Annotated in this window: 10 protein-coding genes; 6 read left to right on the plus strand and 4 right to left on the minus strand. The window is 40.9% G+C overall.

The annotated features are described in order from the left end of the window. Positions 1 to 17: 17 nt before the first annotated feature. Positions 18 to 1,370: a right-handed parallel beta-helix repeat-containing protein gene (locus tag JWR61_RS01160; RefSeq protein WP_301926041.1), complete on the minus strand. Its 1,353-nt coding sequence runs from the start codon at positions 1,368 to 1,370 to the stop codon at positions 18 to 20. 253 nt (positions 1,371 to 1,623) lie between these two features. On the opposite strand from JWR61_RS01160, the gene JWR61_RS01165 reads away from it, so the two are divergent. From JWR61_RS01165 to JWR61_RS01180, 4 genes are all read left to right on the plus strand, one after another. After that, positions 1,624 to 3,612, plus strand: a complete 1,989-nt coding sequence (locus tag JWR61_RS01165; protein ID WP_301926042.1) for a KUP/HAK/KT family potassium transporter — start codon at positions 1,624 to 1,626, stop codon at positions 3,610 to 3,612. A 22-nt stretch (positions 3,613 to 3,634) separates the two neighbouring features. Further along, complete coding sequence (locus tag JWR61_RS01170; protein ID WP_301926043.1) at positions 3,635 to 3,949, plus strand: rhodanese-like domain-containing protein; 315 nt, start codon at positions 3,635 to 3,637, stop codon at positions 3,947 to 3,949. 120 nt (positions 3,950 to 4,069) lie between these two features. Next, on the plus strand, positions 4,070 to 4,942 hold the full coding sequence (locus JWR61_RS01175; RefSeq protein ID WP_301926044.1) for an alpha/beta hydrolase: 873 nt from the start codon (positions 4,070 to 4,072) through the stop codon (positions 4,940 to 4,942). A 42-nt stretch (positions 4,943 to 4,984) separates the two neighbouring features. Then, positions 4,985 to 5,803 (plus strand): alpha/beta hydrolase, encoded by an 819-nt coding sequence (locus tag JWR61_RS01180; protein WP_301926045.1) that lies wholly within the window; start codon positions 4,985 to 4,987, stop codon positions 5,801 to 5,803. Between the two features lies 1 nt (position 5,804). On the opposite strand, the gene JWR61_RS01185 is transcribed toward JWR61_RS01180, so the two are convergent. The 3 genes from JWR61_RS01185 to JWR61_RS01195 are packed head-to-tail and all read right to left on the minus strand — an operon-like array spanning position 5,805 to position 8,605. Beyond that, a complete protein-coding gene (locus tag JWR61_RS01185) occupies positions 5,805 to 6,716 on the minus strand; it encodes an LD-carboxypeptidase (RefSeq protein ID WP_301926046.1) in 912 nt (303 codons plus the stop codon). Beyond that, positions 6,713 to 7,735 carry an LD-carboxypeptidase gene (locus JWR61_RS01190; RefSeq protein WP_301926047.1) on the minus strand — a complete coding sequence of 341 codons (1,023 nt, stop codon included), beginning with the start codon at positions 7,733 to 7,735 and terminating at the stop codon, positions 6,713 to 6,715. Before JWR61_RS01190 ends, JWR61_RS01185 begins: the two co-directional genes overlap by 4 nt. Positions 7,736 to 7,765: 30 nt before the next feature. Then, entirely contained in the window at positions 7,766 to 8,605 is an 840-nt protein-coding gene (locus JWR61_RS01195) for an NUDIX domain-containing protein (protein WP_301926048.1), read from the minus strand. A 137-nt stretch (positions 8,606 to 8,742) separates the two neighbouring features. Between JWR61_RS01195 and JWR61_RS01200 the strand changes: the two genes are divergently transcribed. Together JWR61_RS01200 and JWR61_RS01205 are read left to right on the plus strand one after the other, a co-directional pair. Further along, the gene (locus tag JWR61_RS01200) at positions 8,743 to 9,591 is read left to right on the plus strand and encodes a DUF4405 domain-containing protein (RefSeq protein ID WP_301926049.1); all 849 of its coding nucleotides are present in this window, start codon (positions 8,743 to 8,745) and stop codon (positions 9,589 to 9,591) included. Between the two features lie 35 nt (positions 9,592 to 9,626). Beyond that, positions 9,627 to 11,972: a glycoside hydrolase family 3 C-terminal domain-containing protein gene (locus JWR61_RS01205; RefSeq protein ID WP_301926050.1), complete on the plus strand. Its 2,346-nt coding sequence runs from the start codon at positions 9,627 to 9,629 to the stop codon at positions 11,970 to 11,972. Positions 11,973 to 12,006: the final 34 nt, after the last annotated feature.

A 12,006-nucleotide genomic window follows, 5' to 3' on the forward strand; every position in this document is an offset into this window, starting at 1 on the left:
ACTGGCTATTTTAAAATTTATTGATTCGTAAATTCTGTACGGTTGTTAATAAAATTTATCAGGGTAAAATTTACAGGTGTATTATTACCATCTTTTTTTGGAAGGATGAACCTGCAATTACGCATGGTAGCTTTTTCTTCTCCGGATTGGGCGTTATTTGTATTGAGCCAGGCCAGGTGTTTAAGATGCGGTATAAAAGTGCAGCTATCAAATAATATCCTTCTTGGTCCATCACATTCAATCAAAAATTTCCCATAAGGTTCCTGGCCTTTATAAGGTTTATCTTCAAAAATACAATTGATGTAGCGGGTTGCATCCACATCGTTATCTGCATTATAACCATGCACAATACTACCGTAAATATTACACCCTGTAAAAGTAAACCTTGGCATGGTAACCCAAACTGACCAATTGGAAGTTCCCCAGAAAAGACAATTATTAAATTGGCAATCACTGGCTTTGCCTCCGCCGGTCACCATACCACAACCGGTATTATCAATAAATTCGCAACTATTAAACTGACCATTGGTCACAGGCCCTACTTCGGCTTCAATATCTACTCCGGCGCCGGGCGGCGAAAAGTAAGCGCCTTTTCCACTGTGATTGAATTTACAATTTTTTGCAATCAAAAAATTGCCTCCCACCCAGGATAATCCCTGCCGGCAATTGTATTCAAATGCTGAATTTGAAATATGTATATCATCTTTTAAAACGGATGGCGCATTCATTAATTCAATACCGTCCAGTCCAAAATAACTTGCAGTTACACGGTCGATAAAAATCGAGCGTGAGTCACGGATAAAAATGCCTACATGTTGCAATTGAATACCCTGATCATCATACCGGCCCCCAAAATGGATCAATTTATTATTGCCATTTAATACCAGGTTTTTAAGCGTGATCTTATTACACTTTGTAAGACTAATGCAGTTTCCAATGTCTCCCGCATATTTTACCATTGGAGCTGCAGGATTGTTACCATTAAAAATTTCACCTGTTACCGGGTCAAAACTTCCGAGTTTAAGATGATCCTCATATTTTATAACCGAGCCGTTTTCACCCTGCAGCACCAGGCTACTGATATTTTTAAAGTCAAGGATATGAACACCCATATAGGCGCCCCTGCTTATATCCCCGTTGCTAAAAGTCTGTTTCCCTACAATATATACTCCTTTCGGAATTAGCAGTGTGCCATTTCCCCCTCGTTCATTAAAAAAAGCCGCCGCATTAACAAAAGCCTCTGTATCATTTGTTTTACCATCTCCTTTGGCACCAAAACTGTGTATATTTTTGGTAAGAGGTTTTTGTGCGTTGATCGGGTTGGAATTAAAAATGCAAGTGAAAAATATAAGTGCAAAATAGTTAGCCATATTATCTCATTTGAATATATTCATATTTTCCGGATAGTGCTTTTTGAGCATCCCGGGACTTAAATCATTACCACATCTGTTTCAAAAATAAACCTACGACATAAAATTTGTTTAACAGAACCTTTAGCAGTCAGCGGTTGTTAAAATTATTCTGGGTAAAATAACGCTTTTCCATATACATTTGTGGCGGTATTTGCAGTATGAAATAGCGTACAGCGCTGCTGCCAAAGCCCTCTTACCAAAAATATAGCTAGTGCAAAAACAGGTTAACAAAGTAACAGCTGCAGGTTTAATTGTTGCTTTAGGAATTATTTACGGAGACATAGGAACTTCTCCATTGTACGTTTTCAATGCCATCATCAACAGCAAACCAATAAGTGAAATCCTCATAGTAGGGGGACTCTCCTGTATTATCTGGACGCTTACGCTGCAAACAACACTTAAATATGTGGTGCTTACTTTAAGGGCGGATAACAAAGGGGAAGGAGGCATATTTTCATTGTATACACTTGTAAGGCGACAAAAACGATGGCTGGTAATTCCAGCGATGATTGGCGGAGCTGCCCTGCTGGCCGATGGTATGATCACGCCACCTATCTCAGTTTCTTCAGCAATTGAAGGTTTAAAACAGATTGATGCATTTAAACACATTGAGCAAATCACCATAATTTATATTGTACTGGGTATATTGTTATTCCTGTTTTTTTTACAACAATTTGGTACCGCTTCTATAGGCAAATTGTTTGGCCCTATTATGATGATCTGGTTTACCATGCTGGCCGTATTTGGTATCATTCACCTTACAGATGACTGGGATATTTTCAGGGCCTTCAATCCTTATTACGCAATTAAATTACTTACAAATTATCCAAAGGGCTTCTGGATATTGGGAGCGGTTTTTTTATGTACAACGGGTGCAGAAGCATTATATAGCGACCTTGGCCACTGCGGGCGGGCCAATATCCGTTTCTCCTGGATATTTGTAAAAAGTTGCCTGATATTAAACTACCTCGGCCAGGGAGCCTGGTTATTATCGCATCATGGCGGCCAGACTATTACAGATGAAATGATAAAAGGTGGTTTCAATCCTTTTTTCGGTGTAATGCCCGAGCAGTTCCGGTTGATCGGTTTGGTAATTGCGACACTGGCAGCTATCATCGCCAGCCAGGCATTGATCAGTGGTTCCTTCACTTTAATTTCGGAAGCTATCCGCCTGAATCTTTGGCCGAAGATGAAAATCAATTATCCGTCCGAAGCCAAGGGCCAATTGTATATTCCCGGAATTAACCTGTTACTTTTTATAGGTTGCTGTACCATCGTGTTGTATTTTAAATCGTCCAGCGCCATGGAAGCGGCATATGGTTTGGCTATCACCTTGTGTATGCTGGCCACCACTATTTTATTTGCCAATTATTTAATTTCCCGCAGAACTTCCAGTGTGTGGATCTATCTTTTTTTAGTGGTATATCTTTCCATCGAAATAAGCTTTCTTTCAGCCAACCTCGATAAATTTCCGCACGGTGGTTTCATAGCCCTGCTTGTTGGCGGAGGTTTATTTGTGGTAATGTATGTGTGGTACCGTAGCCGTAAAATTAAAAACCGCTACGTTGAGTTTGTACGCATGGAAGAGTACATTCCCAAGCTCGAAGAGTTAAGTAATGATACCACGGTTCCTAAATATGCCACCCACCTGGTTTACATGACGAGTGCCAATAATCCAAAAGAAATTGAGCACAAAATTATTTACAGCATCTTAAGCGGCAAGCCAAAGCGGGCGGATATTTTTTGGTTTGTGCACCTGGATACACTCGATGACCCTTATACTTGTGAATACATCGTTGACCATATCATCCCCAACGATATCATCCGCGTGGAATTCAGGCTGGGCTTCAGGATTGCGCCAAGGGTAAACCTGATGTTTAAGAAAGTGGTGGAAGATCTGGTGGCCAATAAAGAGGTAAATGTTACCAGCCGCTACGAAAGCCAGCAGCGCAATAATGTGGTGGGCGATTTTCAGTTTGTGGTGATGGAAAAATTCTTGTCACAGGACAATGAGCTGCCATTTATGGAGCGGATCATCATGCATTTGTATTTCTGGATAAAGGAAATTTCTTTGAGTGAAGAACGTGGTTTTGGCCTGGAGCAAAGCAATGTATCGGTTGAAAAATACCCATTGGTGGTGGCGCCCACCAGCAAGTTTAAATTGAGAAGAATTTATACTGACGAGGAAGAAGAAATGTAGCCTATTTAAACCTGCTTACAACATGCAGCAAACAAAAAGCATTACCGTTATCCAGTTAAAGGAACTGATGGATAATCAAACAGATTTCCAGTTGATTGATACGAGGGAGCCATATGAACATGCTGATTTTAATATAGGGGGCACATTATTTCCGCTGGCAGAAATCACCAAACACCTTGCTGAAATAGAAAAAGACAAACCGGTTGTTTTGTATTGCCGGGCCGGCGTTCGCAGCCAGATTGCCATTCAGCGTTTACTGCAAAAATTTCCGTTTAAAAATTTATACAATCTTACCGGCGGCACCGAAGCCTGGAAGACAGCTTTCGGAAATCAATAAGTGACATTATATAAAAGGATTTGAGCGTGTCCGCCAGGCGGCCGGGCTATCCACTCCAAGTCCGGCACAGGCCCTGCGCACTCACCGTCACCGGGCTTTCCGTTACTATCCCTCACGCAAATGCTGTGTTCAGCCATTTCATTTTGCTTTATTATTTGTACATTCAGCAATGGCAGTCAGCATAAAGTAAACTGTCTCACCAACTTGTCATCTACCATCATCTATATAATCATGGGCTACCTGGTTTTGCTCGCCGTAGCTTACCTGGCGCAGGAACGGTTTATTTTTAAACCCGAAAAATTAAAGCCCGACTTTAAATACCAGTACGATGTGCCATTCAGGGAATTATTTTTTGATGTGGCAGAAGGCGTAAGCATCAACGGACTTCACTTTTATGTTGAAAAACCCTTGGGCCTGATCCTGTATTTTCATGGTAATTCAAGAAGTATAAAGGGCTGGGCAAAATATGCCAAAGATTTTTACCGCTATGGCTATGATGTGGTGCTGGTAGATTACCGCGGTTTTGGAAAAAGCACGGGCAAAAGAAGTGAAAAAGACATGCACAAAGACATGCAGTTTGTATACGATACACTCGCCACTAAGCATCATGAAAATCACCTGATTATTTATGGAAGAAGCCTGGGAAGCGGTTTTGCAGCTAATTTGGCCAGCGAGAACAAGCCCCGGTATTTAATTTTAGATGCACCTTATTTTAGCTTTAAAAAAGTGGTTGAACGTTTTTTACCCATCTTGCCGATGCGTTTTGTGTTGCGGTTTCACATGCGGACAGATAAATGGATACCTAAAGTTAACTGCCATACTTATATTTTGCATGGTACCAAAGACTGGCTGATACCTATCAGCAACAGCGAAAAATTGCAGGCCTTAAATCCACGAAAAATAACCCTGATACGCATACAGGGCGGTGGCCACAATAACCTGCCTTCCTTTCCGGAATATCATAATTTCATCAGGGATATTTTAGCGCCCTGATATCAGTAAATGTGTTGGGCAACTTTAGAATAAATACTTCAGATGAATAACAGGATAAAAATTAAAATGAGGAAGTGGCTAAAATGGTTGGTTATTGTATATGTATGCATCGGGATTGCTTTGTATTTTTTGCAGAACTTGTTTTTGTTTCACCCGGTACATCTTGCGAGGAATTACCAGTATCATTTTAATGTTCCATTTAAAGAATATGACATTCCTTTTAATACAAAAGATACCATCAATATGGTGAAATTTTTTCCGGCAGATTCACTGCGAAAAGGAGTTGTCATTTACTTTCACGGTAACAAGGGAAATATTAACCGCTATGCAAAATTTGCAGCCAATTTTACCAAACATGGTTATGAAGTGTGGATGGAAGATTACCCGGGTTTTGGAAAAAGTACTGGTACCCGAAATGAAAAAGTATTGTACCGGCAGGCAAAACAAATCTATGCACTGGCAACTGCAGCTTTTCCTGCAAACAATATTGTTGTTTACGGCAAGTCATTTGGCACCGGCATCGCGGCTTACCTTGCATCCACACAACAATGCAGCCAACTGATTTTAGAAACACCTTATTACAGCATTGCCGATTTGTTTGGCTGCTATGCACCCATTTATCCTGTAAGCGCCATGACTGATTATACTATTCCATCTAACGAATACCTGGCTAAAATCAAAGTTCCTGTCACCATTTTTCATGGAACATCAGATGGTGTCATTCCTTACAGTTGTGCTTCCAGACTAAAAACGGTTTTAAAACCAACTGATCAGTTTATTACAATCCAAAATGGCACGCATCATAACCTCAACGAGTATGCGCTTTTTCATCAAAAGCTGGATTCTTTGCTGCTGCAATAATTTATTGTTCCGATAACTGCACTTTAGTTTTACCAACAGTCAACTGGTAAGTACCACCTATTTTTAATGCATAGTTTTCCGTACCATGGCTAACCGGGAAGTGAAAGCATATGGGGTAAGCATAATCTTTTACTATATCATAAATCACTTCATCAATATTTTTCCCAAATGGCCTGTCTGTATCTTTCATATCCGTAAAACCGCCGATAATTAAACCGGCAAGGTTATCCAGTTTGCCACTGCGTTTTAACTGGTACAACATACGGTCGATGCCATAAAGATATTCTCCGATGTCTTCGATAAAAAGTAATTTATTTTTTGTGTTGACGTCAGATGGTGTACCTGTTAAATGTGCCAGCAGCGACAGGTTGCCACCCACCAGTTCACCGCTTGCGTTTCCCTGCTGGTTGTACGCATGAGTAGCTGAGGTGTATTTATTTTTTTTACCAGCCAGCATTTGTTTCAAAGAGAGCACATACTCATTTTCCGCACCACCATCATTAAAAGCGGATGCCATTGGCGCATGTATGCTGGCTGTTTTGCAGGTTGTAAAAATATGATTGTGCAAAACAGTGATGTCACTAAAACCAATGATCCATTTGGGTTTTCGCTTAAATTTTTTAAAATCTAGCCGGTCAATAATCCTGCTGGTACCGTAGCCACCGCGTCCACATAAAATTGCATGAATGCTGTCATCATCCAGCATAGCTTGTAACTCATTCAGCCGTTCTTCATCGGTACCTGAAAAATAGTTTGCTGAGTTACTGCCCAGTGTTTTGCCCACCATTACCTGGTAGCCCCACTGTTGTAATGTATCAATACATGTCTGTGCTTTTTCTTTAGCCATGTAACCGGCCGGGCAGGTAATGCCAATAGTGTCGCCTTTTTTTAAATAGGGAGGAGTTTTTATCATAATTTTTCAGTTAACATGCTGCTATTTAATTCAACTTTTAAGGTATGCTTTACACCACATTTTAAAGCAACATTATATTTCTGATGTCCCACCGGAAAATCAAATGCAACCGGATAATCATATTCCTTTACTTTCTCCAGCACGATATCTTCCAGTGCTTTTCCAAATTCTTCACCGGGATCATCAGGTTTTATTTTGAAGCCACCTACAATCAAACCGGCAAGGGAAGAAAGCTTGCCACTTCTTTTTAAGTTCCAGAACATACGGTCAATGCTGTACAAATACTCACCGGTATCTTCTACAAAAAGTATTTTATTTTTTGTGATGATATCGCTTTTACTTCCTGCCAAAGACTCAAGCGTTTTTAAATTGCCACCAACCAAAGTGCCGGTTGCAACGCCCAATTTGTTTTTAATGTTTGGCAAAAAAGAATAAGTCATTTTCTCCCCAATGAGGCATTTATAAATACTTTCAATACTTTCTTTTTGTACCGGTTCAGCCAGGCTCCAGTCGGCCGGAAAACTGTTGCACATTTTTGAATGGATGGAAGCAATGCCATAGTTGCGGTTCAGGTGACTGTGCAGCACGGTAATATCGCTGAAGCCAATGATCCATTTTGGATGCAGTTCAAGCTGTTTAAAGTTTAAATTGTCAATGATTCTTACAGCACCATAACCTCCCCGTGCACAAAGGATAGCCTTTATTTTTTTGTCATCCAGCATTTGCTGAAAGTCATTTCTCCTTTCTTCGTCGGTACCGCCAAAAGTAAAATCCTTTTTTCCAACTGTAGTACCAAAACTTATTTTAAAGCCCCATTCAGTTAATTTGTTCACTGCCGGTAACATGTCTTCATTGGTAATAAAGCCGGCAGGGCAGGAAATTCCGATAGTGTCGTCTTTTTTTAAGTAAGAAGGTATAACAGTTTTACCTTCAGGTTCTTCAGAAGATGCAAGTGTTGCAATTCCTGGAAACGAGGCTGCCAGCGGTACTACAGAGGATATAAATTTTTTTCGGTTCATCGTTTGTCAATTGAGTATTGCACCGCCCCGTTATAATTCAAAGCCCATTCCACCTTTTAAAGCTTTTTGATATTTACGTAAATCAAATTTGTACAACCACGGCGCCTTATGTGCTACGCCTTTTTTTGTTTCATTTAATCTTTTTAAAATGCCCGTACTTAAAATTTTTCGCTGAAAATTTCTTCGGTCGAGTTGCCGGTCCAAAATTGTTTCGTACAATTTTTGTAGTTCCGGCATCGTAAATTTTTCGGGTAAAAGATTATACCCAACCGGATGGTAATTTAATTGGGATTGCAAATTCTCCAGCGCTTTTTTTAAAATTTCACGATGGTCCAGCAACATCTCAGGTATGTCATGAATATTAAACCATTCGCAGGAACTGGATAAAACATCGGGTACCGGCTTTACCTCAGGAAAATTCACCAGCGCTGAATAACCAACGGTTACAAATCTTTCAAACATCCAGCTTTCATTAATTTTTACGCCTGCATTTTTTAAAAACTGCTGATTGATTTTTTTTGTCGATCTTGAAGGATCACTGAATACATGAAACTGCTGCATGTAAATTTCTTCCAGTCCTGTACGTTCCTTTAGAATTCGTTTGGCCGATTCGTCCATGTGTTCATCTTTTAACACGAAGCCACCCGGCAGCGCCCATAGTTTGGCATACTTGGCATATAATAACAATACTTTTAATTCATTTTTATCAAATCCAAAAATGATGCAGTCAACAGAAATATTACGCAGATATTTTTCATGACCAAGCAAAAAGTGCTCGCTTAATTCTTTATCGAAACTCATACTATAAAAATAAAGGGCTGCAGGCACATTAAAAATAAAATTATTGGAGAGAAAAAAATAATTTACCATTGTGTCATATTAACGCAATGAACTTTTATCTTTGTGAAATAAGAACGATCAGGCCGTTGTCGCAATTTTTTAACGCTTTGTCTCATTTCAAAAAGTGGGCGGTAATTGTTAATTAAGTTTGCAGACAATTAAAAATTATGAAAAAGAAAAACATCATCAGCCTTAGCATTGCACTGGCTTTTTTATTCCTGTCCGTTACCGGTTTACTGCTTTATTTCGGTTTAAAACCAGAGTTTGTAACATCTATTCACGTGTTGCTTGGCCTGATATTTATTGGCTTTGCCTTTTTCCATATTAAAAATAACTGGCCCTCTCTGAAAGTATATACCAAGGATCGTAAAGAAGGTGGCATAAAAAAGGAGTTTCTTGTTGCCGCTGCAGTTGTTGGCATTTTTTTATTAGGTGCCGGGTTTAGCCTCCCGCCTTTCGGAGAGATACAGCATTTTGGAGAAGACTTAACCCGTGGTGGCGGTGGCAAAGGCGGCCGTATGGAAAAAGCATCTTTTGATAAGATTATTACCAATAAGGATAAACAGGGCAAAACCATTCAATTGATTATTGAAAAAAGTAACGAAGTAATTACGCCTGTTATCACTATCTGGACAACCGATACAGCCGGTAATTTTATCGATAATCTTTTTGTGCCGGCCAAAACAATTGAGGTCACTTCCGGTGAGGCCGATAAACGCCATGCGTTGTATGAAGGCGAGACTGAAACTAACAGTTTTACACCTGCAATGTCACCAGGCTGGCAGGCTGCTACAAAGGATACGGCAACCAATTATGCTGAGGCTACACCTACCGATAATTTTTTTCTTACCACTAAAACAAAAGCGGGTAATACATTTCAGTTGATGCTGGAAATAAAAGACAATGGCAAAACCGAATTGTACAAAGCACTCGTGGATGGAACAAAAAGTAATGCAGTTGCTTTAAAAGCCGCGAATGGTGCATTACTGGTGAGAGCTGTTGCTGAACTGGAATAAAAAAAAATTACATCACTATAACACAAAGCTTCTGTATGAAAAGAATTTATTGTTTGTTTATATCGGTTCATTTATTGGGTGCCGCTTCGGCACAATTACCAAAGTTGGGCAAAAGCCCGGTAAAAGAAATAGTCGCCGCCATGACGCTGGAAGAAAAAGCCAAACTGCTCACTGGTAACGGATTTAAGATGCCTGGAATGAAGCCGCCCGGCGGGCCGGTAGTTGGAACTACGCAGGACAAAGTGCCCGGTGCAGCAGGTACAACATTTGCCATTCCGCGATTGGGCATTCCGTCAATAGTAGTTGCTGATGGACCAGCGGGGGTACGCATTGATCCGGTTAGAAACGGCGATAGTTCCAAAACATTTTATGCAACTGCCTGGCCTATTGGTACGTTGCTGGCTTCTTCATGGGACACCGCACTGGTTAGAAATGTAGGTGTTGCCTTTGGCAGCGAAGTACATGAATATGGCGTGGACATTTTGCTGGCGCCGGCGTTAAACATTCACCGCAATCCCCAGGGCGGAAGAAACTTTGAATATTATAGCGAAGATCCGGTTGTTGCCGGCAATATCACTGCTGCGATGGTTAACGGAATCGAATCCAACGGTGTTGGTACTTCCATCAAACATTTCGCTGCCAACAACCAGGAAACCAACCGCAATACGGTGAACACCATCCTTAGCGAAAGGGCACTCAGGGAAATCTATTTAAAAGGTTTTCAGATTGCCGTTAAAAAATCGCAGCCATGGACGGTGATGAGTTCCTATAATTTAATCAACGGAACCTATACCTCCCAGGAATATGATTTGCTTACCACCATACTTAGAAAAGAATGGGGCTTTAAAGGTTTTGTAATGACAGACTGGTTTGGAGGAAAAGATCCGGTTGCACAAATGAAAGCGGGTAATGATTTACTGATGCCGGGTACGACACAACAATCGCAGGCGATTATTTCTGCTGTTCAGCATGACTCGCTGGATGTAAAAGTGCTGGATGAAAATGTGGAAAGAATGCTCAATGTAATTTTGGAATCGCCAGCTTTCAAAGGATACAAATTCAGCGACAAACCCGATTTGGCAAAGGATGCAGCACTTTCGCGTACGGCTGCTGCAGAAGGAATGATACTGCTGCAAAATAAAAGCAATGCCCTGCCTTTGGGTTCAAAGGGTACAGTTGTCGCCCTGTTTGGTAATAATGGTTACGACCTGATTGCGGGCGGTACAGGAAGCGGTGATGTAAATAAGGCTTATACTGTTTCGTTGGCGCAGGGGCTTACCTCGGCAGGTTTTAAATTAGATGCAGCATTGCAGAACACTTACACCAATTATTTAAAGGAAGAAAAAATAAAACATCCAAAAAAGGGATTCTTTGAGGAGTTCATGCACCCCACTCCACCCATCGCTGAACTTGTTGCGGAGGAAAAAATGGTTACACAAAAGGCATCTTCTGCATCGATAGCCATCATATCCATTGGAAGAAATGCGGGTGAAGGAAGTGACAGAAAATTACCGGGAGATTATTATTTGAACGATACAGAAATGGTGATGATTAAAACAGTCGCCAATGCTTTTCATGCGCAGCATAAAAAAGTGGTAGTGGTATTGAATACAGGCGGCGTGGTGGATGTTACCAGATGGAGAGATGCGGTGGATGGCATTTTAATGGCATGGCAGCCTGGTTTGGAAGGTGGAAATGCCATTGCTGATGTGTTAAGCGGCAAAGTAAATCCTTCTGGTAAGCTGGCAACCACATTCCCAGCCGCTTACGATGATGTCCCTTCTGCAAAGAGTTTTCCGGGTAAGGAATTTCCTGAGCGTGCTGTTACCGGTATGCTGGGCATGCGGCAGGTTCCGGCGGAAGTGACTTACGAAGATGGTATTTATGTTGGCTACCGGTATTACAATACATTTAAAGTAAAACCCGCATACGAGTTTGGTTTCGGTTTATCGTATACCAATTTTGCCTACAGCAATCTTACCTTAAGTTCTCCAGTATTGAATGGTAGCATTACTGCGAAACTAACTATTACCAACACAGGTAAAGTAGCCGGTAAAGAAGTGGTGCAGTTGTATATAAGCGCACCTGCGGTTAAATTGGCCAAGCCTGCCGAAGAGTTGAAGGCATTCGCTAAAACAGCCCTGCTACAACCCGGTAAAAGCCAGACTGTTGAATTTGTGATTACTGCTGCCGACCTGGCATCTTTCGATACTAACAGCACATCTTGGGTGGCAGAGGCTGGTAGATACATTGTTAAAGCAGCTGCATCTTCTGAAGACGTAAAGCAACAAGCTACATTCGAATTGGCAAAAGATATTGTAACAGAGAAGTGTAATAAAGTACTGGTACCACAGGTTGAAATAAACGAATTGAAAAAATAATTTTTCCGTTGAAAGCCATTGAAACCTCCGCCCG

The sequence above is a fragment of the Ferruginibacter sp. genome, from assembly GCF_028288465.1.
Taxonomy (GTDB): Bacteria; Bacteroidota; Bacteroidia; order Chitinophagales; family Chitinophagaceae; genus Ferruginibacter.

Coding starts and splice junctions, on each gene's coding strand:
- JWR61_RS01185 (WP_301926046.1), bottom strand. CDS start 6,716: ATGATAAAAACTCCTCCCTATTTAAAAAAAGGCGACACTATTGGCATT.
- JWR61_RS01190 (WP_301926047.1), bottom strand. CDS start 7,735: ATGAACCGAAAAAAATTTATATCCTCTGTAGTACCGCTGGCAGCCTCG.
- JWR61_RS01175 (WP_301926044.1), top strand. CDS start 4,070: ATGCTGTGTTCAGCCATTTCATTTTGCTTTATTATTTGTACATTCAGC.
- JWR61_RS01195 (WP_301926048.1), bottom strand. CDS start 8,605: ATGGTAAATTATTTTTTTCTCTCCAATAATTTTATTTTTAATGTGCCT.
- JWR61_RS01180 (WP_301926045.1), top strand. CDS start 4,985: ATGAATAACAGGATAAAAATTAAAATGAGGAAGTGGCTAAAATGGTTG.
- JWR61_RS01160 (WP_301926041.1), bottom strand. CDS start 1,370: ATGGCTAACTATTTTGCACTTATATTTTTCACTTGCATTTTTAATTCC.
- JWR61_RS01205 (WP_301926050.1), top strand. CDS start 9,627: ATGAAAAGAATTTATTGTTTGTTTATATCGGTTCATTTATTGGGTGCC.
- JWR61_RS01200 (WP_301926049.1), top strand. CDS start 8,743: ATGAAAAAGAAAAACATCATCAGCCTTAGCATTGCACTGGCTTTTTTA.
- JWR61_RS01170 (WP_301926043.1), top strand. CDS start 3,635: ATGCAGCAAACAAAAAGCATTACCGTTATCCAGTTAAAGGAACTGATG.